Source organism: Pseudomonas sp. 18173 (assembly GCF_050432945.1).
Classification (GTDB): Bacteria; Pseudomonadota; Gammaproteobacteria; order Pseudomonadales; family Pseudomonadaceae; genus Aquipseudomonas.
Genome location: NZ_JBKFTN010000004.1, coordinates 207,614 through 231,665, shown reverse-complemented (window position 1 = coordinate 231,665; position 24,052 = coordinate 207,614). Strand labels below are relative to the sequence as shown.

Sequence of the window (24,052 nt, the reverse complement as noted above, 5' to 3'; positions counted from 1 at the left end):
ACAGGTTACTCGGTGATCTTCTCGAAGTTGCGGTAGAACATGTCGTCGTCGCGGCTGTCGGTCATGGAGTGCAACTGGAAGCTGCGATTGAGCCGCGCACCGCCGTCGCGGGTCAGCGGCGACCAGACGAGGTTGGCGCGGCGCATGGTCGACATGCTCATCAGTTCGTCGAACGGAATGGACAGGTAGATGCCTTTGTCGAAACTGCCTTCGCCGTACTGAGCGCCGACTGCGGTGGTGATCGTTGCCCACCCGCCAAACCGTACGCCGTTGGAAAACTCCCGCGAGATATCCAGTGTGCCGCCCCAGTCACCTGCCAGGTAACGCCCGACGCTGATGGCGGCAAGCGTATCGTGGGGCAAGTCGGTGTAGCCGGTGATGTGGCCGGTCACCACCGAATAATCACGCAAACCAAACCCCTGGTCGAACTCGCGCTGGCGGACGTAGTTCAGGTCCGCCCCCACCGACCAGCGCTGCCCCGTCGGACGGAACAGCACCTCGCCCCCGACGCCGGCAAACATCGACTCCAGGTAGCCACCGTAAACCATGCCATACAGGTCCTTGTCCAACTGCTCGGCATGGCTGAGCTGGAACAACGGCATGGTGACTTCGGACGTGGTCATGTACTGGCGCAAGTCGGTGCGCACACGCGGCAAGCCGCTGGGTGCGTCATAGGTGAACTTGTCGAAGTTGTTGATCAGATTGGCACTGAGCAGGCCGCTCCACCAGGTGTTGCGGTTGAAGCGGTACTCGGCGTCCGCGTCGGCGCTGAACTGATAGAGCAAGCCATCGGGGCCACCCACGTTCTGCTTGAAGCCCAACCCGAGGCCATAAGCGAATGGCTGGAGTGCTTCGGTGTAGAGGGTTTTCTCGTTGTGCGGCACCGCCGGGTTGATTTCGGTGGTGCGATGCAGCGCTTGCAGCGGCTCCTCGTTGTTGATCACTTCGCGGAAGGTTTGCCGAGGCACGCTGGTTTCTTCCAGCGGCAGGTCGTAGCGCTTGTTGACCACAGTGAACCAGTCGATCTCGTCGTTGACGCTGTTGTCCAGAATCCGGCTCGCCCGGCCAACGGCCTTGGCCGAATGGAAATAACGCGACTGCTCGCCATACACCAACAGTTCGGAGTCACGCTGGCTGATACGCTCGACCTTGTACCCGGCATTTTGCTGCAGGCGCCGGGACACATCGGCCCAGTCGACCTGATCCATCGGCGTGGTCGACGCTTTTGCCGGCAACGGTTCGGCCGGCGGATCCAGCGTCTTGGCCGGCGCCTTGCGGCTGGCGAAGTTGGTGTGGAAGGTGACGCCGAACATCGCCGTGTTGCCACGCTCCCATGCCGCGCTGACGTCAATCGAATCCGTCAGCCTGAACACCGCACCGAGGTTGATCGGCGAGTCCTGCTTGATCTCGTTGTCCTTCGGCTCGTTCTTGTAATCGTTGCCTTCGTATTCCAGTTTCAGGCTGAGCCGGTCCCAAGGCGTCTGGTAGCTCACGCCGCCGAACACTGAAGGACTGCCACGAAAATAGGACCCGGCGTTGACATCACCGGTACCTTCGCTGGCCGGACGGGTCTTGAAACGATCGTCGAGCGAACCCAGCGGGTTTTCGAAGTCGCCGCGATTGCCCAGGTAGCCCCAGGCAATGCCGGCGCTGAAATCAAAATTGTCGTAGCGCTTGTTGGCCACCACGAACTCACTGGCGAACAGGCCTGTACCACCGATGTCCCGGAAGCCCACGGCCACTTCGGGAGCCCAATGGCTTTCTTCCCACAGGCGCGCCTTGAGGTCGACCGCCTTGTCCTTGTAGCTCTGGTTGCCGCTCAACGACTCGGGACCGTAAGGGCGGTTGGTGATGGCGGTGTAGCGAAACGAGCCTTCCAGCCACTCGAGTGGCTGGAGTGAAACGCTGTAGCGACTATAGGGCTCGGTGCGATTGGCATTCAGGCTCAACTCACCGGCCGGCGCCATTCTGGCCGTTGGCGTTTGCAACAAGCCGGCGCCACCGAAATCATTTTGGGTAATGCGTGGTTCTGCATAAGCCAGACCACAGGGCAATAACAATACGGCTGCAAAACGTAAATTCAACGAACCACCTCAGCCAGCTGCGTGGCAATAAATTCGGCCAACTGCTGATTCAGTTCAGGGACTGGCGGATCAAGGTCATCGGTTTTGACCGGGACCAGAATCTTGCTGCCGGCGGCAGGCACCTGCCCGCTTTCACGATTCCAGTGCGCAATACCCACTCGCCGGGAGGTGCCGTTGGGCTGGATCAACCACAAGTAATCGGCGTCGGCATCGACCAGCGGCGTGCAGCCTTGCAGGTAATCGCGCACCTCTTGCCGCGGTTGATATTGCAGCCGGCACGGCTCGGCGACAGCGCCCAGGACCTCGACTTCGTCGACTCGCAACGGGTAGATGAGGCGGTCGCCGTCGTCCAGGCGGAGGTTGCGCGCAAACCCCACTTCCACGGCGACCGGGTCCAGGTCAGCCACCTGGCGCCCGGTGACCGGCATCTGCCTGACCTGCTCGGCCAGCCGCACAGCGAGGGCTGCGCGGCTCGGTCTATCGAAGAGCAAGGCCATGCGCTGCAACACGTCCAGATCGAACAACACCCCGGCCTTGAGCCGAGCCTGTTCCTCAAGCAAGGACTGGCGCAGCAGTACGCCCGCCAACCAGTAACCCTCGGCATTGGGCTGTGCCACGCTGATCACGTCCAGCAATCGCCCGCCCGGCGGGAGGTCGACCGCCCCCGGGTTGGCAACGTCACCGGTGACGGTGACCGCTGCCTGGCTGACGCCGGCGATCAACAACAGGCACGCCGACAGAGCCCTGACCCGCTTCAACGGGCATGCCTGCGGTCAGGGGTCAGTTGCACGATCCGGACCCGCAACTGCGAGGTCAGTTGCTGCTCACTCTGCACGATGAAACCGTCAACGGGATCGACCCAGTAACGATTGGTCGCACGCAGGCCGATGGCCGGGGCGTCAATCTGCTCATCGACACGTAGCACGGTGTATTCCTTGTTGAGGATTTCGAGGGTTTCCATGGATTTGCGCAAGAAGCGACTGTTCAAGGTCACCCCCACTTCGTGACCCTGATAGAGATCGATCCAGCGCTGGCTGGTGTAGCCATCCGGCACTTGATGAAGGCCGTGCTTGAAAGGCGCGGTGTCGGCAAGACGCGTCCCGTCCAGATCGCCGCCCTGGCCCAGGCCGATGCTGCGCACCGCGAGGCCATCGCGCATGAGCAGCACCTGTTTGCCGGACGCGACCCAGAACTGCAGGTCGTCGCGCTCACGCACCAGCGCCAGCACACCGGAACCGGACGGCGTGGTCAGTTTGAGTTGCGGATACTTGACCTCGGCCACTTGTGCCGGCGTCACGTCCAGCTCATCCGGCCCGATCAGCGCCGACTTGAGGTTGTTCAACGAAGCGCTCATCAGCGGGTTACAGCCACTCAGCATCACGGCCGCCATCACGCAGACGCCAACTTTCAACGTTTTCACAGTCGGGCCCGGCCTTATTTGCTGTTGCTGCTGACTTCGCTCATGTTCTTCGCTGCGGAAGCGCCCGTACCGACAATCGATGCCGATGGCACCAACTGGCTGATAAAGCGGTTCCAGCGAGTCACGTTGGCAGGCCCGACATACACGACATCCTGGGGGCGCACATCGAAGTGCGAGGCGAGCGCCATGGCCGTTGGCGACTCGGCTTCCAGCTGGAACACCTTCGCCGGTTCCACATCGAGGTTTTCAACGCCACGGATGACGTACACGGCGTTGCCGTTGGAGGTGGTCTGACTCAGGCCGCCCACCGAACCGAGTACATCGGAGAGGTTCATGGTGGCCGTCTTGAAGCTCAATGCGCGCGGCTGGTTGACCTCCCCCATGACGTAGATGCGCTTGTTGTCGTTGTACGGCAGGTACAACTGATCGCCACCCTTGAGGTAGATGTTCTGCAACTCGGAGTCCTGCTGATTGAGCGAGTCGAGATTGAGCGGGTACGCCCGCCCGTTGCGCGTCAGCATCAGGCCGGAGAGGTCGGCATTGTTGGTATCGATGCCGGCAGAACCGAGGGCTTCGACCACACTCAGCGGATTGGTGGAAATCGCTTGAGGACCGGCCTTGGAGACGGCCCCCGTCACCACGACTTTCTGACTGGCAAAACGCAACACCGCGACATCCACCTGCGGCTCGGCGATGAACGCCGACAGTCGTTGTTCGATGTCCGAGCGCAGTTGCTGGATGGTCCGGCCGGCGGCCTGGACTTCCTTGATGTACGGGTAATAGAGCGTGCCATCGGCGCGCACCAGACGGCCGTTGGCGTCGATCTGTTGTTGCGCGCCGGACGGGGCCGTCAGCTCGGGGTGATCCCAGACCGTGATGTACAGGACATCGTTGTTGCCGATGCGGTATTCGGCAGGCGCCGCCAACAATTCAGCCGGCACTGATTCGCGCTTTTGCGTGGCCCGGTTCATGGAGATCAGCTTGGGGGTGATCGGAATCAGCTCGACCCGGCTGCTTTCACTGCCCCCTTGGCGGGTGATGGCACTGGTGCTCAGGTATTGGCCCGGGGAAAACATGCAACCTTGCAAAGCGATACTTGCCAACATTAAAAGATAAACACTACGAGTCATAATGGCACTACGCTATTCAAGGGCGAATCCAAAAACAAAGTCACCCGACTTTCGTCGGGCGACCTTGTACTGCACCAACAGATGTTTCAGTTAGTTGTGCGTGCCGGTTGTACCGGTGGTACCCGTCGTACCGGTGGTACCGCCGTTGGCACTTCCACCGCTGTTGGACGCCGCTATGGCACTGGCAACCATTGCAGTACTGGCGGCAGGGGCTTGGGAAGCCGCTACATTACCCACTACATTGGTTACCGCCGTAAGCGGCGCTTCAGCTGCGGCAGCCCAGTTGCTCAACATCGACAACAGGGCAATCGCCATCACTTTTTTCATATCAACTCCTTTCTAACATTCAACCTGATAGCAATCGGGCATTACGTTAGAGGTGGTAGCGTTCAAGTCCGCGAAAATCGCGAACAAGATCCGTTGTTCTTTCACAGTCTTACCCAACTGATAAAAGTCGAACGGCAGGTTTATATCTACGGACTTGCAAAAGGCATTGCCAGTGTATTTTCCCGACGATATCTAACAACCCGACCGGAAATAACATTGAACTAAAAAGCCATCATCCCGGGTAGCCGTTGGGGTGATTCGATTGCCAGCGCCAGGTGTCGGTGACCATGTCCTGCAAGTTGCGCGTGGCTTTCCAGCCCAGCTCCCTGGCAGCCTTGGAGGCATCGGCCCAGCTCTGGGCAATATCACCCGAGCGACGCGGCATCACCCGATACGGTACCGGCTGCCCGCACGCCTGCTCGAAGGCGCGCAGCACTTGCATCACGCTGTAGCCATCGCCCGTGCCCAGGTTCCAGGTATGAATGCCGGTGCGTCCGACGATGGATTGCAGGGCCTTCAGGTGCCCGTCCGCCAGGTCCACGACATGGATGTAATCACGCACGCCCGTGCCGTCGACCGTGGGGTAATCGTCGCCGAAGATCGACAACTCCTGCAGGCTGCCAACCGCCACCTGGCTGATGTAAGGCACGAGATTGTTGGGGATGCCGTTGGGATCCTCGCCCATGCGCCCACTGTCATGCGCCCCGATCGGGTTGAAGTAGCGCAACAGCGCGATGCTCCAGCGCGGCTCGGCCAGGCTCAGGTCGCGCAGCACATTTTCGACGATCAACTTGGATTGACCATAGGGATTGGTGGGATTGCCCGTGGGGAAGTCCTCGCGGATCGGCATCTGCAAAGGCTCGCCATACACCGTCGCCGATGAGCTGAACACCAGGCGGAACACCCCGGCCGCCGCCATCGCCTGACACAGCGTGATGCTGCCGCCGACGTTGGTCTCGTAATACTCAAGCGGCTTGCGCACGCTCTCGCCGACTGCCTTGAGCCCGGCAAAATGCAGGACAGCGTCGATGCTGTGCTCGCGGAAAATCCGGTCCAGCACGGACCTGTCACACACATCGCCGCGAATCATCAACGCACTTTTGCCGCAAATGGCCTGTACGGCATGCAGTGCCGCATCGCTGCTGTTGCAAAGATTATCCAGCACGACAACTTCATAACCTGCTTCAAGTAGCGCAAGTGTGGTGTGTGAGCCGATATAACCGGTGCCACCCGTTACCAGAATCTTCATAGCGCGGTCCGTGATTGGATAAGTGCCAAGTAGCGTGTCAAGCCTCAAGCTGTGGATATGTGTCGCAATCCACACAAATAAGGCGACAACAACCTAAAACAAAATTAGTTCAACGACTGGCAATAAATATTTTTGCAGGTCAAACTGTATTGCCTGGTACTTATTAGCACTCCAAGTGCATTTATCACTATCAACAGATACCGACTAAAAATAACCAACAATGCTCCAACCGACATCTAATAACATTATCGTGTTTTACCATCATCGCTAATTGCCACTAACCACCCGAGTCAGGTATTAAAGCAACCCTTCAATATCCATTGAAACTTTCACCCCCTTCGTTAGTGCGTGCACTCGTTGGCCGTGTTCCATGAATATCCAGGATACTTTTATGATTCGTAAATGTTTGTTCCCCGCTGCCGGTTATGGCACGCGTTTCTTGCCGGCCACTAAAGCGATGCCCAAGGAAATGCTGCCGATCGTCAACAAGCCGTTGATCGAGTACGCCGTTGAAGAGGCGCGGGACGCCGGCCTGCAACACATGGCGATCGTGACCGGGCGGGGCAAGCGCGCACTGGAAGACCACTTCGACATCAGCTATGAGCTGGAACACCAGATTCGCGGCACCGAAAAAGAGAAGTTCCTCGCCGGCACCCGCGAACTGATCGACACCTGCACCTTCTCCTACACCCGCCAGGTGGAAATGAAGGGCTTGGGGCACGCGATTCTCAGCGGTCGCCCGTTGATCGGCGATGAGCCGTTCGCCGTGGTACTGGCCGATGACCTGTGCCTGAACCTGGAAGGTGACGGCGTCCTTGCGCAAATGATCCAGCTCTACAAGAAATACCGCTGCTCGATCGTGGCCATCCAGGAAGTCCCGCGCGACCAGACCCACAAGTACGGCGTGATCGCTGGCGAGCTGATGTCCGACGGCATCTACCGGGTCAAGCACATGGTGGAAAAGCCCGCCCCGCAGGACGCGCCGTCAAATCTGGCGATCATCGGCCGCTACATTCTGACGCCCGATATCTTTGACCTGATCGCCGACACCCAACCGGGCAAAGGCGGTGAGATCCAGATCACCGACGCCCTGATGAAGCAGGCGCAGGACGGCTGTGTGCTGGCCTACAAGTTCAAGGGTTTGCGTTTCGATTGCGGTGATGCCGAGGGTTACCTGCAGGCGACCAACTTCTGCTACGAGAACCTGTACCTCAAGGGCCGCTGAGACGGTTCCAGCACCCCACGCCCACTCTTCATTCAGGAACGCCAACCATGAACATTGAAAAACTCTCGGCATACATTGAAATGGAGGTGGGCAACCTCGGGGTGATGTCCTCGCTATCGCGGCATCAGCGGTTGCCAAGCGCCAACGAGTCCTGGCTCGGCCCCACGCTGCTGGTGGAACGGATCGGCATGTTTCCCTCTTCCGGAGACATCCGCCGGCCGATGAACGATCCCTATCCCCTGCTCGCTCACCTGAAAAGGCTTTACCGCGGGCAGGCGCTGGAAATCGATGACCGCGATGGACTGAAAGTGATTTTCAGCGACTGGCGATTCCGCGTGCGCATCTGCTGCAACGACCCGGCGATCATCATCAATGTGGAGACCCGCTGTGTCACACAACTGATGCCACTCAAGACCGCAGAGCTGCTCGCTCATCTGGAGCACTTCGAATCGACCACCCTGTAGGAGCGAGCTCGCTCGCGATAAACTCAATGACACCGCTGGGCATCTGGTTTTACGCGTTATCGTTCAAGTCCATCGCGAGCAAGCTCGCTCCTACACCCAGCGTTGCCACCGACAATTAGGCGATAAAAGAAATCAGCGATCACCCGCCCACCCGTGGCCGGAACCGGATGAATCCTGTCCGGGCCGATCATGGCGGCGGTGTAGCGTTTGACGTCGGTACCGAACGCACACTGCAGATTGGCGTAACCGAGGCGTTCCTTGCGAGCCCAGGGCTCGAGAACCTGCGCATAAGCCGACATCGGATAGGCACTGGACCGTGTGGTGTCCTGGCGCAGGATCAGGTTGATGCTCGCCGCTGGTTGAATCTCGCGGACCATCCCCACCAGCCCCTGAACATTTTTCAGATACTGCTCGGGTTTCACACCGAAACCCTGATCGTTGCCGCCGAGCATGATCAGGTAGATATCTGCAGGGATCTTCGACACCACCGCTTTCCACTGCGCCTGCCACTGCGGATCGTCGTGGTAGAAGTCGGCGGATGCCGCGCCGGATGCAGCAAGCTTGGACACCCGCACGCCGCCCTGGTCGTTGCTCATCCACAGGCCAAACAGCGTGGATGCACCTTTCACCACTTCCAGCCTGAATGCCCAGTCTGCCGCTGCCGTTGTGCCTGGCAGCAGCACTTGCTGAACCCCGGCACCCGTGAGCTGCAATGGCTGCCAGTCTTGTGACGGCGTCCAGCGATAGCGCACCTCACTGGGTTCACCGTTGCCGAGGTAGAGCAATTTCGCCTGAGTGACAGCAGTGTTGATCGCCGGTGTCGGGCTGGCATCGACCTGAATCCACGCACCGGGCCGCCCCGTCACGGTGCGGCTGTCGGGGCTGGCCTGGCCGAGGCCCGACACCTGCCAGTCACCGCCGAAGTACTTTTCGCTGCTGCGGGTGTATTTGAAATGCGAGCCGCCGAGTGCCGCACCATGGTTGAAACCGACGTATCCGGGGCCGGCAAAACCGACCTCCCCGGCCACCCGCTGCACCAGTCTGTTCAGATAGAAATCCTGCCCGGCACTGTAGCTGTCGCCGATCACCGAGATCGACAGCACCTTCCCCGCCTTGCCTACGCGCCACCGGGCAAACCGCTCGCGCGCATCGCCGACTTCGACCACCGACACCGCAACAGGCTGGACGTCATCAACTGCCAACATGCATCACTTCCTTCACTCGGACAATCATCAGGATTGCGTCACCGGGGCGATGTTCGCCAGCGGTTTCCTGGTCGCTGCACGCTCGCCCAGAAACAGCACGGAAGTGAAATTGAAACGGCTGAATACCATCGAGAGTACAACCGGCCCCAGCAAACCACACGCCACGCCACCGAGCACCAGCAGGCTTTCATCCTTCACGCCCAGGCGCCCCAGCACAAACCGCGAGGTGGCGGCGAACAGCACGTGGAACAGGAAAATCCCATAGGAATAGCCGCCCAACCAGGTCAGCCACTTCGAGCGCATGTCACTCGACAGCAGCGCAATGCAGGACACGCAGCCCACCGTCAAACCGACCAGGCTGCGGCGATCGACGATCAACTCGCGATCCACTGTCGCCACGTACAGCAGCGTCAGCGAGATCAACACGAACAGCAACGGGCCGATCACCTTGAACCTTTGTTTGAATACGTTGACCTTTGCCTGGCCAATCATCCCCGCCACGAAAAACGGCAGCAGGTAGATCGCGCCGTTGATGCCGAACGCGTCGAACTTGAACGGTGGCAGCAGAAACACCAGCGCGGCAAACGCAAACAACAGATACAGCCGGGTCGCCGTGCGCAACAAGCCACGCCATTCCAGCAGGCCAACGAACATGAAAATGATGAACACCGCCTGCAAGAACCAGAAGTGGTTGACCGGTACATAGAACGACAACAGCGCATCGATTACACCGACGTCCTTGTTCACACCCGGACCCACCGCCTGCAACACCGAGAACGGCACGCCCACGCAAAACAACGGCACGATCAGCCGCCGGACCTTGCCGGAGAAGAACGCGGAAAAGTCATTGCCGCGGATTTTGTAGATGGAATAGATGTAGCCGGAAATGAAGGTGAACAGCGGCATGCGCACATACACCATCGAGTCGGCGAGCACCCGGAATGGCGAGCCGATGTCTATTTTCAAGCCACCGCCCAACGGGCCGATGACGTGATAGAGCACCAGCAGCAGGCACGCCAGGCCACGCAGGGTTTCGATCTCCAGGGACTTTTTCTTGCTCGACATAAAGCACCTGCCTCAATTCAGGATTCTTGATTCGACTTGCACCGGCTTGTTCGCCCGTAACATCAACCCCAGGCCCACGAACAACACCGGCACCACCATCGAGAAGTGCCGGGCGAAGGAGCCGAAGTCCGGTTCGAACAGGCCTTGAACCAGCAAAAATGCCAGCGGAATCGCGATCAATTCCTTGGGTTTGGTCTGGATCGGCGCGCCTTTGTAATCGGTCGAGGTAATGACTTTGAACAGCAGCAACGCGGTCATGATCATCAACGCCACGAAGATCACCTGCCCCGGCCCCGACAGCAGAATCAGTTCCACCGGGAACGACAACCGGAAGAAGATGATCATCGAGTCCAGCGCCTGCGAGACGAAGTCGCTTCCGCTGAGCCACGAGACGATCAACGACTTGGAACCCTCCTCACCCGCCGTGCGCAATTCGTTGTTACTGGCGCGGATCGACGACACCGGAAAGCCGAGCGCCACCTGGATCGCCATGGCGACCGCCAGGTAGAACAGGAACAGCATCAGGAAGAACGTGAAGCGCGAGACATACTTCTTCATCACGCAGACGCCGACCCAGGACAGTGAAAACAGAATCCAGTAGGGGCGGATCAGAATGCCGTAGATCACCGCCGAGAGGAAAAATCCGCCGCGATATTTGCGCGTCAAAGAGCTGAGCAAAATGCTCAACACCGCCACCGACACAATGATTTCCTTGGTCAGGTTTTCAAGGAAAAACGAACGAACGATGCCCCACAAACACAGCGTGCCGAAAATCGCCAGCGGCATGCGCCGGAACACCACCACCGGAATCGCCGTGAGGAAAAAATTGCAGAACATGCCGTAGGCCCAGGCATTGGTCAGGTTGATCCCGGTGGGCCGCAGCAGAAACGCCGAACACTCATAGGAAGAGCGATCCGGCGAGAACGGGTTCCAGAAATTGCAGTTGTCGGCCCGTGCGTAGGACGACCACAGGGTCATGGCATCCGGGCCTGGATCGCGGGGGATCAACAGCGGCATGGCCACCGACAGAAACAACCCGGTGAACAGGATCAGGAACGAAATCGAGGAATCGAGTTTTCTGCCGCGAAACTCGATCAGCGGCAGCTTCAACCCCATGCCAAAACCCCTTTCGGTCGGGTCACACGGGTCAACACGGCAATCACGCCGAGCTGCACGATGATCGCAAAGACATTGCCCCAAGCGGCACCATAAATCGAATAGTGCTTGATCAGCATGTAGCTGACGGGCACCGAAACCAACAAGCAAATCGCTGCGCTGGCCAGTGACACCCGGCTGTTCTTCGAGGCAATCAAACCACCCCAGACGATGTCGCCGATCGCACGCAGGGCGAAGGAAAAAATCAACACGCCAAGGATCGCGTTGTCCGGGCGAGGAACACTTGAGGCGACGTAATCGAGCACGACATTGAAGAACAGGTAAATCAGCACCGCCACCGCGGCCGACACCACCAGCGAGCGCATGACCCACTTGTTGACGAACAATTGCCTGACCGAGAACGGCTGTTGATCGGCCTGAAAACGCTTGGCGAGCACCGGGATGCCCACCACCGCCACCACCGCATAGGACAGCGCTTGCAAGGTATTGGCCGCCGACCACGCGTACACGTATTTACCAAGGCTGGCGTAAGGTTCCAGATCGATAATCAGAAAACGCTCGGCGTACTGACTCAACGCGATCAACCCGGTGCCGAGATAGAACGGCAACCCGGCCTTCCACACGGTCGCCGTGGCCAGCGTCCCGCTCACCCGGCCCTTGTGTACGTTCACCACAATCAGGTACCCGGCGACGATCACCAGCACGTTGGCCACAACCCACAACCACAGCACACTGGCGATCCCGGACACCCAACCGAGCATCATCCCGCCTACCGCCAACATCGCCCAGAGGCCGGTCTTGATGAAAAACAGCAGCGCGCCGGCCGTGGCTTTCTGCGCCGAAAACACGAAGGAGTTGATCTCGAAGGACAGGTGTTCGGTGAGCAGCACCAGCGTCACACACAGGATCAGCGCAGCCGTTGCCTCGACTGCCTGGAACAGCGAATAAACCAGCACCGTCGCCACCGACAACAGCAAACCCACGGCCAGGTACAACAGCAGCACCTTGTCGACGACCCGTCGCGAACTGCCACCGACGCTGATCAGCCGATTGATTTCGGAACTGAAGCCGACGCTGTAGAACTTCGACGCAATCAACGAGGCGGCGACCACCACGCCGTAAAAACCCAGCGCCTCATAACCGAGGAAATGGGTGATCGCCAGCACCAGCAAAAACTTCGCGCCCAATGCTCCGCCGCGAAGCAGTAGCCGAAGTATCATCGAACGATACCTTTGATGATCTCGTCCATGGCCACGGCTTTTGCCTCGATCTCGCGGCAGGTGTCGGTCAGGCGCTTGCCGAAACCGGACAATGCGTTCGGCGCGTAGACCGTGTTGATGATGGTGTCGACATCGATATCGCCGCCGTTGATCACCCAGTCTTCCACGCCCATGTCCTGATAGGCGCCGAAACCTTTGCGCTCATAGCTGATGTGATACGCCGGGACGCCGGACAGCAGCGATTCGATTGCACCGTGCAGACGCACGGAAATCACCAGGTCCGGCTGATATTTGGCCAACGTTGCTTTCAATGGCAGCAGGTCTTCGGTGATGCCCAATTCGCGATAGAACGCGCCGTCATCATTGCCGCGCACCGCGCTCTGGACCGCGCAAACCACTTTGCTCTTGTTCTTCAAGCGCTGCAGCAGCAACTTCAGGTTGGCCACGTAGGCGACTTTCTTTTCCTTGCTCCACTGCGGCGGCTTGCGCAGTACCACGCACACCGTTGCCGGCGATGGCGCGCAGCGGGTGAACTTGGGCTGCATGAGGATTTTGCTGGCCAATGACTGGACGGCCAGGTCGGGCGCCCGGTAGACATTTTCACAGGCATCGAAAATCGCCGAGGACCTGTTGTCGCGTACAAACACAGCATCGGCGCTGGTGTAATGCTCGACGATCTTGCGGCTGTCACCATGAAACGGCCCGATGCTTTGCGGCAGATACACCGACGGCACCTTGCTGAGGATCGCCGTTTCCAGTTGCTTGGCGTGGCCCAGTTTCAGCTTGATGTGTTCGAAGGCACTTTTGGAACGCATGTAACCGCCGCCGACGCCGACGATCAAATCGGTTCTCTTCAGCAGATCGGCAAGACCGGCGTAGGACTGATTGAGAAACACCGCTTGCCTGACCCGCCCCAGCCCCTTGGCCGCCATCACCGGCGCATCAAAACGCTGGTGCGGCAAGTAACTGAAGGACTCCGGATCGGAGGCCACGACACTGATCGAGGTGTCGTCACCAAAGTTGCGCTGCACCAGGGCAATGGCCAGGTCCACTAGCAGACCATCACCGGAGTTGGACGCACTGTAGCCATGCAAAATCGTTACGTTCATAAGCTTGAGTTCTACTTAAAAAGTGGGGGCGCGATACAGGTCATAGGTCTGGCGGATCATCAACGCGGCGCTGAAGCGCTCACGGACGATGCTGCGCCCTTCGTTGCCAAGGTCGAGCAACCGCGGCTTCTGGATTTTCGCCAGCACATCGGCCAGCGCCTGGTGGTCGCCGCTGGGGAAGACGTAGCCGGACACCTCGTTGGTGACCAACTCGGGCAGTGACGTGCAGTTGCTGGCAATCACCGGCAAGCCCATGGCCATGCCTTCCAGCGGCACCATGGCGAAGCCTTCCCAGCGACTGGGGACGATCAGCGCATCGGCTTTTTGGTACAGCGCCTGGACTTCGTTCGGCGTTACCCATGGCAGGTATTCAACCCCTTCCATCGGCGGGCACTCGACCGAATCCTCGTTCACGGCACTGCCCACCACCGTCAGTTTCAGGTCGCTGCGCTGGACTTTGGCGAAAGCCTTGAGCAACACGTCGAAGCCTTTCTGATAATCGAGACGGCCGACGAACAGCAGGTGAATGGGCTCGGGGCTGTTGGTTTTCGGCACGTCATCCTTGTGATGAATGCCGTTGTAGATCAGCTTCATGCGCTTGCGCTGAATGCCAAACCGCGCGGCTTTGTCCAGTTCGTAGCGGCTGACGCAAATGATCACGTCAGTGACTTTCTGCAACACCCGCTCAATCCCGCCATAGACTTTGCGCTTGGTCGCAGAGCTTTCCATCAGGAACGAAAAGGCGTGTGGGCAGTAGACGATTTTCGGCCGGCGCCAGGGTCGCAACAGCACGCATACGCAACGGCCGATCACCCCGGAAAAGGTGCTGTGCAAATGCACGACATCGGGTTTTTCCTTGAGCATCACCCGGGTCAGTTGCCAGGCAAAACGCAGCAGTGAAGGCACATTCCGCCCGGTTCTGGCGAACGTACGGATCTGTTGTCCAGGGATGCCGTGCAGTTCTTTTTCCTGATCCTGCGGGACCAGATAGACCAGCTCGAAGCTCACCGTCTCGTCTTCGGGTGTAGCCGAAATCGTGCGGATCACCGTCGCGACGCCACCTTTAATCGTCTCAGCCACGTGCAATATTTTTTTCACAGCTCACCCACTTCATGCATGTAAGGACAATCGCTGACATTCAGGATTTATCGGACGCGTATTCGTAGTTGTAATAGCCATAGCCGCCGTTGCCGTAGTAGCTGGCCGCACGCTTCTCGACGCCGTTGAACACGGCGCCCTTCAACTCGATGCCGTTCTGGGCGAACCGCCGAATCGTCAGTGCGATTTCTTTGGCCGGGTTCACCCCGAAGCGCGTGACAATCAGACTGATCCCCGCTTCACGACCGACAATCGCCGCATCCGTCACCGCCAGCAGCGGTGGCGTATCGATGATCACCACGTCATATCGCTCGCTGAGTTGCGCCAGCAGCTCGCGGAAATTGGCGTGCATCAACAGCTCGGAAGGATTGGGCGGGACCTGCCCGCGGCTGATGAAGTGCAGGTTGTGGATTTCAAGTGGAGTGATGGCCTGCTCAATGCTGCAGCGCTTGACCAACAGGTCCGACAAACCGTTGGTGATCGGTGTGTTCAACGTCTTGTGCAGATGGCCTTTGCGCATGTCGGCATCGATCAGCACCACACGCTGCCCGCTTTGCGCCATGACTGCCGCGAGGTTGGAAGAGACGAAGGTCTTGCCAACCTGCGGGCTGGGGCCGGAAATCATGATCCGGTTGTTGGTCGAATCCAGCGCCGCAAAGTGCAGGCACGTGCGCAAACTGCGGATCGACTCGATGGACAGGTCCGTCGGGCTGCGCAGCGCCAACAGATACGCCGGCTTGTCCGCCCCTTCTCTGGAGCGAACTTTTTTACTGTCCTCCTCCTTTTGCAGCGCGCTGTATGGAATCGACGCGTACACCGGCAAGCCGAGTTGTTCGATGGCCTCCGGGCCTTCCAGGCCTCGGCTCAGGGACTTGCGTAGCAACACCAGCGCGACCCCGAAAAAGGCGCCGAGGAAGGTCGCAATCAGCACGATCAGGGGCTTGCGTGGTTTGACCGGGTTGGTCAGGTCGACATCCGCGGTGTCGACCAAGCGCACGTTGCCCACAGCCCCCGCCCGGACAATGTCCAGCTCCTGGGATTTGTTCAGCAGTTGCGTGTAGATCTGCGACGCCACTTCGACATCGCGGGTCAGGTTCAGCAGTTCCTGTTGCGTCGCCGGCAGGCCCTGGGCCTTGCCCTCCAGCGCCTTCTGCTGCTGGGTCAATTCGCCGATCTGGGTCATCAGCGCGCGATACGCCGGATGCTGTTTGGTGAACTTGCGGTCCAGCTCCGCCTGTTGCATTTTCAGTTCGGAGATACGCGTGTCCAGACTGACAACCTGCTCCAGCACCGATTGGGTTTCGAGGGAAATGTTGACCGTCTTGCCGCGGGTTTGATAACCGTTGAGCGCCTCGCTGGCCTTGGCCAGGTCGCGTTTGACCTGCGGCAGCTGGCCTTGCAGGAACTCCAGGCTCTGCGCCGCTTCGGCCGACGTGCGTTGCACGTTCTGCTGCACATACAACGAAGCGATCTTGTTGAGGATTTTCACCGCCTCGGCCGCGTCGCTGCTGGCCAGGGCCAAACGGATAATCCCCGACTCCTTGCCTTGCTCGGAGATATCCAGCGCATCCTGGTAGCTCTGGATGGTCACGATCCGTGGATTGCGCACCACTTCGAAACGGGTGCCTGGGTTCGCCGACAGCTGAGCGACCTGCCCCTCTACCCCGTCCTGCGCAAACGCTTGGCCAGCGACGCCTTGCACCAGCAAGTTGTCATTTTCATCGAACAAGCGGAACCGATGCTGCTCGCCGGCGATCAGCGTGAGTTTCTTGCCCAGCAGTTCTTTTGGCAGTTTGAGCCGGGTGATCTCCAGGCGCTCACCGCCCCAGGCGTAGCTGTTCAGGCCGAAACGCGGCGCCGCGACACTGAACTCAGTCTCGCCGCGATAACGTCGGGCAAGAAAACCGCCAATAACCGGAAAGGTGTTGGGGGTGACGTCGATATCAAGGCGCAGGTCATCGACGGTTTTGCCGATCACCGCGCGGGACTTGATGATGCCGATTTCGGTCACCGACGGCGATTGCCCGCCGAGCATGCTGTTGAGATCGGAAAACCCGAGCATGTCGTTCTTCTTCGGTTCGACCTGCACCAGCGCGTTCGCCAGGTACACGGGCGTCGCCAAAACCGCATAGGCAACGCCGGTCGCCATGAAGGCACCGGTGAGTGCACCGATCAACCATTTCTGGTCGATCAAACTGCCAAATATGCCGAGAAGATCAATGCTGTCCTGATCGTTGTCACGGGTGCCGATTACTGACGGTAACTGCATAAGTTTGTTCTTACCATTCACTGATCTGAAGAATATTCATCAATGTCCGAGGCGCTGCGCCCATGAGCTAACAGCATCTTCAATCAATGCATGGGCATGAATAAAAGCGGCCTTCCCTTGGCGATACGGATCCTGTATTTCTCGCTCGTTTTGCCACTTGCCGAGCAGAAAGACTTTGCCCCTGGCATGGGAGGCAATCTTCAGCACTTGTTTTACATGCTCTTTTTCCATGACCAGAATCAAGTCTGATTCATTGACGATGTCCGACGTGATTTGCCGCGCCTTAAACCCATGGGCGTTGTGCCCGTGGTCTTCCAGAACCTGCAGGGCCGACGGTTCCATGGCCTCGCCGACCCGTGCGGCAAGGCCCGCCGAGGTCACCGTGATCGTTGGAGTGGCCAGCGCGTTACGCAGCAAAGTTTCAGCTGTCGGACTTCGGCAGATATTGCCAACGCAAACCACAAGGATCTTTCTGAACAAGGTTACTTTCCTGTGTAATATCAATAGGCCAACATGTCGAATGGGCTTTAGTGAACCCAAAAGACCTTGCGGCACTCAGAAATAGATTCGCCCTGTTAATACAAGTGCATTAAGTACCACAGCCTCCAAAAACCACCCAACCAGAATTAACGGACCAAAAATAACTGTGATTTTCCGGAGATAGTTACCTGACAAAAAATAACATTCGCGCACTTTGCAGCCTCGCGACTATCGAAATGAAAGTAACCCATCAACGATTGGAAATGTCACTGCCCGCCAGGAGCGCAGACATGAAATCAGCACATTTCAAACAGCTCACCGTTTCGGCCCTGTTAATGCTCGGTGCAGCCAGTCCGGTTTACGCCAATAGCGTGTTCCCCGCCCTTGCCGCCAACAAAACCATCGGTGTCCAGGTGAAGATCCAGACCTTCTCCTCCACCGACGCCGAGCAGATCAAGGCCGCAGGATTCGGATTCGTGCGCTTTGGCGTATGGACCAACAGCCTGGGTGGCTCGGCCTACCAAAAACAGATCAGCGACGCCTTTGCCGCAGCCAAAGCCGCCGGCCTGCCGGTACTGATGACCGTACGCTCGACCAAGGCGCTGACCTCTGCGCCCGGTAACGCCAGCGAACTCGCTGCCGCGGGCGAATCGTTCGCCAATTCGGTGAAGGGCCTGGAGAATTCATACGGCGCGCAGCTCGTCGCCATTGAGATATGGAACGAACCGGATCTGGAAAAGTACTGGCCAACCGGAAATTTCGACACGACGTTTGTTCCGTTCATGAGTGCCGTGTGCAAGTCGCTACAGGACAAACCGCAATCGACGCCGCTGATCGGCTTCGGATTTGCCCGGCCACCGAGTGCCGGCTCCGGGTCAACGGTGGCGCTGAACAAAATCGTCAGCTTGTACCCTCAATGCCTGAGCGCGATCTCCTATCACCCCTATGGCATGTCGGGCGCGCAGATCAGCAATGCCCAGGCGTTCATCCAGCAGAACTTCCATCTGCCTGGCGTCATCAGTGAATGGGGCGTGCCCTCGCTCGGCTCCAACGGCGGGATTGCAGCGCAGGCCGGTAAAATCGGCACCTTCATCGCCGACGTGAAAAAGCTCGGGATTGCGCTGACATCAATCTACGAGTGGAAAAACAGTGAAACGGGCAGCAACGATCGGGAGAGAAACTTCGGACTGCTGACCTCCGACGGCCAGGCGAAACCGGCGAAAATGGCTGTTTCTACCCAGTTGAATCCGCAGTAGGACGTACATCCATCGAGCGCTGACGGTCAGTTGCCTGGAACCTGTGCCGCGTTTTGGCATCGTATTCATCGATACCATGCCCCGCCTTTCAAACAACTGTTTTCAGGTTGTTGCCGCAGGGGTCGTCGATACACGTACACGCCCTTGAGTGGCTGTCAGCGCTCGGGTAATGTCATAAGACCCATAGGACAGAGCACGCTCATGACTTCCAAGCTGGAACAACTCAAACAAATGACAACCGTGGTTGCCGACACCGGCGACTTCGAAGCTATCGCTCGCGTTAAACCCGTGGACGCCACCACCAACCCTTCCCTGTTGCTCAAGGCCGCGGCCATTCCTGCGTATGCCGAGCTGCTGAACGCCAGCGTCAATGACTGCAAGGGCGATGTCGGCCTGGCCAGCGACCGTTTTGGCGTGGCCGTGGGGCAAGAAATCCTGAAAGTGATCCCGGGCCGCATTTCCACCGAAGTGGATGCGCGCCTGTCGTTCGACACAGACGCCATGCTGAAGCGCGCGCATCGCCTGATCGAGCTGTACGACAAGGCCGGCATTGGCCGCGACCGCGTACTGATCAAGATCGCATCCACCTGGGAAGGCATCCGCGCTGCCGAGATCCTGGAAAAGGAAGGCATCCAGACCAACCTGACCCTGCTGTTCTCCTTCGCTCAGGCAGCCGCCTGTGCCGACGCCGGGGTGTTCCTGATTTCGCCGTTCGTAGGCCGTATCTACGATTGGTACAAGAAAGCCAACGGCAACGACTACACCGGCGCGGATGATCCGGGCGTGCAGTCGGTGACGCGCATTTACAACTACTACAAGGCCAATGACTACAAGACCGTGGTCATGGGGGCGAGCTTCCGCAACCTGGGCCAGATCGAACAATTGGCCGGCTGCGACCGCCTGACCATCAGCCCGGACCTGATCGACAAGCTGGCAGCGGATACCGGCAAGCTGGAGCGCAAACTGGCACCAGGCCATGCCGGTGAAGCGCGCCTGAGCCTCAACGAATCGCAGTTCCGCTGGCAGTCCAACGAAGACGCGATGGCGACCGAGAAACTGGCGGAGGGTATTCGTCAGTTCGCGCGGGATCAGGAGAAGCTCGAGGCGTTGCTGCAGGCCAAGCTGTGATCTGAGTCGGTGCAATTCAAAAAGGGCGAACCCTGGTGGGTTCGCCCTTTTTTGTGCCGCCTGATTCAGTGACAGATAATTTGTGGCAAATGATCATCTGTGGCGAGGGGGCTTGCCCCCGTTCGGCTGCGCAGCAGTCGCAAGACCCGTTATAGCTTGGTTTAGGGCCGCTTCGCGGCCCAACGGGGGCAAGCCCCCTCGCCACAAAGGGCCGGGGATCAGTGCCGCTCGAGGGCATTTACCAGATCATGGAAGGCTTCACGATTGGTGTCGTTCAGGCCCATGAGGATTTTGTGCGCTTCGAGCACTTTGATCCGCACCACTTCTTCGGACTGATCCTGGTCTGGCAGGTCGTCCAGGCATTCCGGGCATGGCACGGGCTGGTCAACGATGTTGAACACCTGCTCGAAGCCCATGGACTGCAGAAGACGCGTGATGTCTTCGTGGGTGGTGACGACGGTCGGCAGCAGGCCGACTTTCTGCCGCGACAGGATCGACAGCTTGGCCAGCAGGCCAAGTGTGGTGCTGTCGATGCTGCGGGTTTCGGTCAGATCGATCACGATCGCGTTGAAATTCAACGCGTTGAAGATCCGCTCGATAGTCGCATCCAACGCCGAACACAGGGTCAGGCGAACTTCACCGACGAATTTCAGGACGAAGGTGCCATCCTGCTCGGCGAACTGGATTCTACCAGTACTCATCAAAGATTCCTGCTCAACACCAACAGGGCGATATCATCCGGCATCTCCCCTAGCGTGGCCAATCCAAATACCTGCCGCAACCCATCCAGGGTGCCGCCCGCCGCCTTGACCCGTTGGGGCAACGCCGCTTCTTTTTCTTTGAGTGTGGGTTCTGGCAAAAGGTCCAGAATGCCATCAGACATCAGCGTCAGGCTGAACGTCGGTGGCAGTTCCAGCACGTGATCTTCGTAGGTGGCTTCATTGAAAAGGCCCACTGGCAGACCACGCCCGTCCAGATAACGAACACTGTCTGGCGTGTACAACACTGGCAACGGCAGATGACCGCCGATGCTATAGGTCAACAAACCTGTCTCCTCGTCGATGACTCCACCGACCATTGTGACGTGTTTACCCAGCTTACAACTGATCAGGCCCCGGTTGATATGACCAAGAACCTCTGAAGGCTTGAATTCCGGCAAGGTGCCGCTGCGCTTGGATTCGAACAGCAGGCGCGTGGTCATGAACTTCAACAGCACGGTGACGAAGGCTGAAGAGGCGCCATGCCCGGAAACGTCCGCCAGGTAAAAGGCTACCCGGCGCTCGTCGACCCGAAAGTAATCGACGAAATCACCCGACAGGTACAGCGACGGGATGATCTGGTGGGCAAACTTGAACTCGTCGATGGCCCAGGGGCTGACCGGCAGCATGTTCATCTGCACCTGGCGACCGGCGTTCTGGTCCTCCTGGAGCAGGTTCAGGCTGGCGGCGAGCTCGCGGTTGGCCTTTTCCAGCTTCTCGCGGTAGCGCTGGTTCTCCAGCAACAGGCGCGCACGATCCAGGGCCCGGCGCACAGAGTGCTCGAGCACGGCCAGATCTTCGAGAGGCTTGATCAGGTAGTCCGCTGCACCCAGGCGCAGGGCTTCGACCGCGTCGTTCATCACGCCCGCACCCGAAACCACGATCACCGGCGTTTGCGGCGACAGCTCGGTGACCTGGCGGATGAGTTCGAGTCCGCCCATCTGCGGCATGCGCAGATCGCAGATGACCAAATCGGGCTTGTCTTGCTCGAATACCTGAAGACCCTGCTGACCATTGCTGGCCTGCAAGACGCTGAAACCACTGTCTTCCAAATAGGCGGCGAGGCTCGCGCGCACTACTTCGTCATCATCGATTATCAGCAGCGTGGCACTGGTTTTTGGCATGTGGGCAAACGGCGCCAGAATTAGGTTGGCGTAGCAGGCGGGGACTATGGCCCGGCACAGACTACTGGATTCGCTTTCTAGCCTCTCTGTCGCACCGTTTTCGGGCATTTGCCCTACACACATGTACACCAGAGGTGCCCTTCTAAGGCGCAGACGGTACTCCCATCCGCGGGGCGTTTCAAGCTCACGCCGATGGTCGCTTGACGTCTTTATTTGTCAAATCACCGAGAGTTATAAGAACAGACAAATCCGTAACCCAATGGAAGGATCGAACCCATGAGCCAAACCAGCCGGGACTACGGCGAAAAGCGCGATTTCACCCGCATGCGGGTCGATGCCGATCAAGCCGCGCTTCGCAAATAAAAAAGGCGACCTTGAGGGCCGCCTTTTCAATTTACCGGTTTAGGTTAAAAGTCGTCTTCAACCTGACCGTCTTTCACCTTGAATTCACGGTTCTGCAAGTACGCATTACGAATGAAGGTGTACTTGTCACCAGTGATCAGCTTCTCGCTCGATAGCAGGCTGGCACGGGTATCGATGATGTCCAGGGCATAGAACGAGTTACGCACAGGCACGTCGTTCACGTAACGGTAAGCGCCAGTGTAGGTGTCGACGTACTTGGACGGCGCATCACGCAAGGTGCTCGGACCCAGCAGTGGCAGCATCACGTAAGGGCCGCTACCGACACCCCAGTAACCCAGCGTCTGACCGAAGTCTTCGTCATTGCGCTGCAAGCCCATCTTGGTGCCGACATCAATGACGCCGAGCAAGCCGAAGGTGGTGTTGAAAATGATTCGTGCGGTATCAACGCCTGCGGCACGAGGTTTGGCCTGCAGGATATCGTTGGCCAGGTTGCGCACATCGCCGATGTTCTGGAAGAAGTTGTGAACGCCGTCTTCGACAAACTGCGGCGTCACGTACTGGTAGCCCTGGGCCAGAGGCTTCAGCGCGTAGGTGTCGATCACATCGTTGAACTTGTAGATCGGGCGGTTGACGCTTTCCCAAGGATCCTCTTCCGTGGCTGCCTGGGCAACGAACGGAACCAGCATCGCACTGGCGCATACACAAATCCTGGCTAGATGATTGCTCCAGCGCATAGAAAAAAACTCCTTGGTCTGTACCGGCTCGGGCGCTTGGCCCAGGCAATAAGTTGGCAAGTATAAGACGTAAACGCCGTTTAAGGCACTTTGCACGAAAACCACACCCAAGCAATCGTGCCAAATGTGAGCGATTCACATCCGTGTCACTCAACTGTCACCGTCGCCCGCTAGCCTTCAGGCTATTTCAGGGACGTCCATATGCCGCTCGCCGAAGCCTTGCCCCAAACCGCACCCAGCCTGACCGCCGTACTGTTCGGCCTGAGTGGCTGCCTGGTGGATTTCGGCGCACACACGCACCGGCACGGTAGCCACTCGGCCGAACACGCGCAGGCCACCCCCGGCGCACTGGATAGCCTGCGCAGCTTGCAGCGCCAGCAAATCCCCTGCGCCTGGCTCGATGAGCTGCCCCCTGCCCTCAGCCAGTCCCTGGCCGTTGCGCTGCCGGAATGGATCAAACCCTCGCAACATCCAGCAACAAACAATCCATGGCCCGCCCCGAATGCCTGCTGGCAAGCCTTGATGAGCCTGAACGTCGACCGACTCGACGGTTGTGTACTGGTGAGCGGCGAGCCCCGCTTGCTGCAAGCAGGGCTCAATGCGGGGTTGTGGACCATCGGCCTGGCGTCCTGCGGCTCGCTGTGCGGGTTGACGCCCCAGGAATGGCAGGCACTGACCCAACAGGAACGCGATCTCAAACGCGCCAAGGCCACGATGCAGCTGTTCGGCCTGGGCGTTCATTCGGTGATCGATCACCTCGGTGAACTCGACACCTGCCTGGCCGACATCAGCTTGCGTCGGCTCAAGGGCGAAAAGCCCTGACCGAGATCATGCAGGTTGCGCGCGAGTGGATTAATCTAAAGGGAAGCCATGGATCCTTGGCGTGCCGCCTTGGCGCGTCGTTGCGGTCCATGCCAGTGCCTATCGAGAAAAGGAAGAACGCCATGCCTGCCCGCGAACTGCAAGAACAGCTCAATGCCCTGCGCGAGCAATTGGAACAGAATCCTCCGCTGACCGAAGCCGAGCGCGAAGACTTGCACGCGCTCATGCAGCAGATTGAACTGAAGCTTGAACTTGAAACCAAAACCCAGGACGCCAGCCTCGCCGATGGCGTCAACCTGGCTGTCGAGCGCTTCGAACTCGAACACCCTACCCTTGCCGGCACCCTGCGCAACATCGGGCAGGCCTTGGCCAACATGGGAATCTGAACCCACCGAATGCAATGTAG

At 58.8% G+C, this 24,052-nt stretch carries 23 protein-coding genes; 6 read left to right on the top strand and 17 right to left on the bottom strand.

All coding sequences use genetic code 11. The annotated features are described in order from the left end of the window. Positions 1–5: 5 nt before the first annotated feature. The 6 genes from ACLD1X_RS06485 to galE form a co-directional block, all read right to left on the bottom strand. On the bottom strand, positions 6–2,084 hold the full coding sequence (locus tag ACLD1X_RS06485) for a YjbH domain-containing protein (RefSeq protein WP_429366626.1): 2,079 nt from the start codon (positions 2,082–2,084) through the stop codon (positions 6–8). After that, the gene (locus ACLD1X_RS06480; RefSeq protein ID WP_429366625.1) at positions 2,081–2,842 is read right to left on the bottom strand and encodes a capsule biosynthesis GfcC family protein; all 762 of its coding nucleotides are present in this window, start codon (positions 2,840–2,842) and stop codon (positions 2,081–2,083) included. Before ACLD1X_RS06480 ends, ACLD1X_RS06485 begins: the two co-directional genes overlap by 4 nt. Further along, on the bottom strand, positions 2,839–3,504 hold the full coding sequence (locus ACLD1X_RS06475) for a YjbF family lipoprotein (protein WP_429366624.1): 666 nt from the start codon (positions 3,502–3,504) through the stop codon (positions 2,839–2,841). Before ACLD1X_RS06475 ends, ACLD1X_RS06480 begins: the two co-directional genes overlap by 4 nt. Positions 3,505–3,518: 14 nt before the next feature. Continuing rightward, complete coding sequence (locus tag ACLD1X_RS06470; RefSeq protein ID WP_429366623.1) at positions 3,519–4,580, bottom strand: polysaccharide biosynthesis/export family protein; 1,062 nt, start codon at positions 4,578–4,580, stop codon at positions 3,519–3,521. Between the two features lie 144 nt (positions 4,581–4,724). Next, the gene (locus tag ACLD1X_RS06465; protein WP_429366622.1) at positions 4,725–4,961 is read right to left on the bottom strand and encodes a hypothetical protein; all 237 of its coding nucleotides are present in this window, start codon (positions 4,959–4,961) and stop codon (positions 4,725–4,727) included. Between the two features lie 232 nt (positions 4,962–5,193). Continuing rightward, complete coding sequence (gene galE, locus ACLD1X_RS06460; protein WP_429366621.1) at positions 5,194–6,210, bottom strand: UDP-glucose 4-epimerase GalE; 1,017 nt, start codon at positions 6,208–6,210, stop codon at positions 5,194–5,196. Between the two features lie 391 nt (positions 6,211–6,601). Here galE and galU point away from each other — a divergent pair, with 391 nt between their 5' ends. Then, positions 6,602–7,435: a UTP--glucose-1-phosphate uridylyltransferase GalU gene (galU, locus tag ACLD1X_RS06455; RefSeq protein ID WP_429366620.1), complete on the top strand. Its 834-nt coding sequence runs from the start codon at positions 6,602–6,604 to the stop codon at positions 7,433–7,435. Positions 7,436–7,482: 47 nt separating this feature from the next. Beyond that, positions 7,483–7,899: a mannose-1-phosphate guanylyltransferase gene (locus ACLD1X_RS06450; RefSeq protein ID WP_429366619.1), complete on the top strand. Its 417-nt coding sequence runs from the start codon at positions 7,483–7,485 to the stop codon at positions 7,897–7,899. 56 nt (positions 7,900–7,955) lie between these two features. On the opposite strand, the gene ACLD1X_RS06445 is transcribed toward ACLD1X_RS06450, so the two are convergent. The 8 genes from ACLD1X_RS06445 to ACLD1X_RS06410 are packed head-to-tail and all read right to left on the bottom strand — an operon-like array spanning position 7,956 to position 17,461. After that, positions 7,956–9,104 carry a GDSL-type esterase/lipase family protein gene (locus tag ACLD1X_RS06445; protein ID WP_429366618.1) on the bottom strand — a complete coding sequence of 383 codons (1,149 nt, stop codon included), beginning with the start codon at positions 9,102–9,104 and terminating at the stop codon, positions 7,956–7,958. Positions 9,105–9,131: 27 nt separating this feature from the next. Further along, positions 9,132–10,169 carry an acyltransferase family protein gene (locus ACLD1X_RS06440; protein ID WP_429366617.1) on the bottom strand — a complete coding sequence of 346 codons (1,038 nt, stop codon included), beginning with the start codon at positions 10,167–10,169 and terminating at the stop codon, positions 9,132–9,134. A gap of 12 nt (positions 10,170–10,181) precedes the next feature. Further along, positions 10,182–11,285 carry a hypothetical protein gene (locus tag ACLD1X_RS06435; protein WP_429366616.1) on the bottom strand — a complete coding sequence of 368 codons (1,104 nt, stop codon included), beginning with the start codon at positions 11,283–11,285 and terminating at the stop codon, positions 10,182–10,184. Next, complete coding sequence (locus ACLD1X_RS06430; protein WP_429366615.1) at positions 11,276–12,505, bottom strand: polysaccharide biosynthesis C-terminal domain-containing protein; 1,230 nt, start codon at positions 12,503–12,505, stop codon at positions 11,276–11,278. The genes ACLD1X_RS06435 and ACLD1X_RS06430 overlap by 10 nt, the downstream gene beginning before the upstream one ends. Next, entirely contained in the window at positions 12,502–13,614 is a 1,113-nt protein-coding gene (locus ACLD1X_RS06425) for a polysaccharide pyruvyl transferase family protein (RefSeq protein ID WP_429366614.1), read from the bottom strand. Before ACLD1X_RS06425 ends, ACLD1X_RS06430 begins: the two co-directional genes overlap by 4 nt. Positions 13,615–13,629: 15 nt before the next feature. Continuing rightward, positions 13,630–14,712, bottom strand: a complete 1,083-nt coding sequence (locus ACLD1X_RS06420) for a glycosyltransferase (RefSeq protein ID WP_429366613.1) — start codon at positions 14,710–14,712, stop codon at positions 13,630–13,632. Positions 14,713–14,752: 40 nt separating this feature from the next. Then, positions 14,753–16,981 carry a polysaccharide biosynthesis tyrosine autokinase gene (locus ACLD1X_RS06415; protein ID WP_429366612.1) on the bottom strand — a complete coding sequence of 743 codons (2,229 nt, stop codon included), beginning with the start codon at positions 16,979–16,981 and terminating at the stop codon, positions 14,753–14,755. A 39-nt stretch (positions 16,982–17,020) separates the two neighbouring features. After that, entirely contained in the window at positions 17,021–17,461 is a 441-nt protein-coding gene (locus ACLD1X_RS06410) for a low molecular weight protein-tyrosine-phosphatase (protein WP_429366611.1), read from the bottom strand. 290 nt (positions 17,462–17,751) lie between these two features. Here ACLD1X_RS06410 and ACLD1X_RS06405 point away from each other — a divergent pair, with 290 nt between their 5' ends. Both ACLD1X_RS06405 and tal read left to right on the top strand, forming a co-directional pair. Further along, positions 17,752–18,717, top strand: a complete 966-nt coding sequence (locus ACLD1X_RS06405; protein WP_429366709.1) for a glycosyl hydrolase family 5 — start codon at positions 17,752–17,754, stop codon at positions 18,715–18,717. A gap of 201 nt (positions 18,718–18,918) precedes the next feature. Then, complete coding sequence (gene tal / locus ACLD1X_RS06400; protein WP_429366610.1) at positions 18,919–19,845, top strand: transaldolase; 927 nt, start codon at positions 18,919–18,921, stop codon at positions 19,843–19,845. Positions 19,846–20,063: 218 nt separating this feature from the next. Here tal and rssC read toward each other — a convergent pair whose 3' ends face one another. The 3 genes from rssC to ACLD1X_RS06385 all read right to left on the bottom strand — a co-directional run bounded on the left by rssC (position 20,064) and on the right by ACLD1X_RS06385 (position 22,824). Then, positions 20,064–20,546 (bottom strand): anti-sigma factor antagonist RssC, encoded by a 483-nt coding sequence (rssC, locus tag ACLD1X_RS06395; RefSeq protein ID WP_429366609.1) that lies wholly within the window; start codon positions 20,544–20,546, stop codon positions 20,064–20,066. Next, positions 20,546–21,727: a two-component system response regulator RssB gene (rssB, locus tag ACLD1X_RS06390; RefSeq protein WP_043302549.1), complete on the bottom strand. Its 1,182-nt coding sequence runs from the start codon at positions 21,725–21,727 to the stop codon at positions 20,546–20,548. Before rssB ends, rssC begins: the two co-directional genes overlap by 1 nt. A 407-nt stretch (positions 21,728–22,134) precedes the next feature. After that, a complete protein-coding gene (locus ACLD1X_RS06385; protein ID WP_429366608.1) occupies positions 22,135–22,824 on the bottom strand; it encodes an MlaA family lipoprotein in 690 nt (229 codons plus the stop codon). Positions 22,825–23,025: 201 nt separating this feature from the next. Here ACLD1X_RS06385 and ACLD1X_RS06380 point away from each other — a divergent pair, with 201 nt between their 5' ends. Next, positions 23,026–23,646: an HAD family phosphatase gene (locus ACLD1X_RS06380; RefSeq protein WP_429366607.1), complete on the top strand. Its 621-nt coding sequence runs from the start codon at positions 23,026–23,028 to the stop codon at positions 23,644–23,646. A 122-nt stretch (positions 23,647–23,768) separates the two neighbouring features. After that, positions 23,769–24,032: a DUF4404 family protein gene (locus ACLD1X_RS06375; protein WP_429366606.1), complete on the top strand. Its 264-nt coding sequence runs from the start codon at positions 23,769–23,771 to the stop codon at positions 24,030–24,032. The last annotated feature ends 20 nt before the right edge of the window (positions 24,033–24,052 follow it).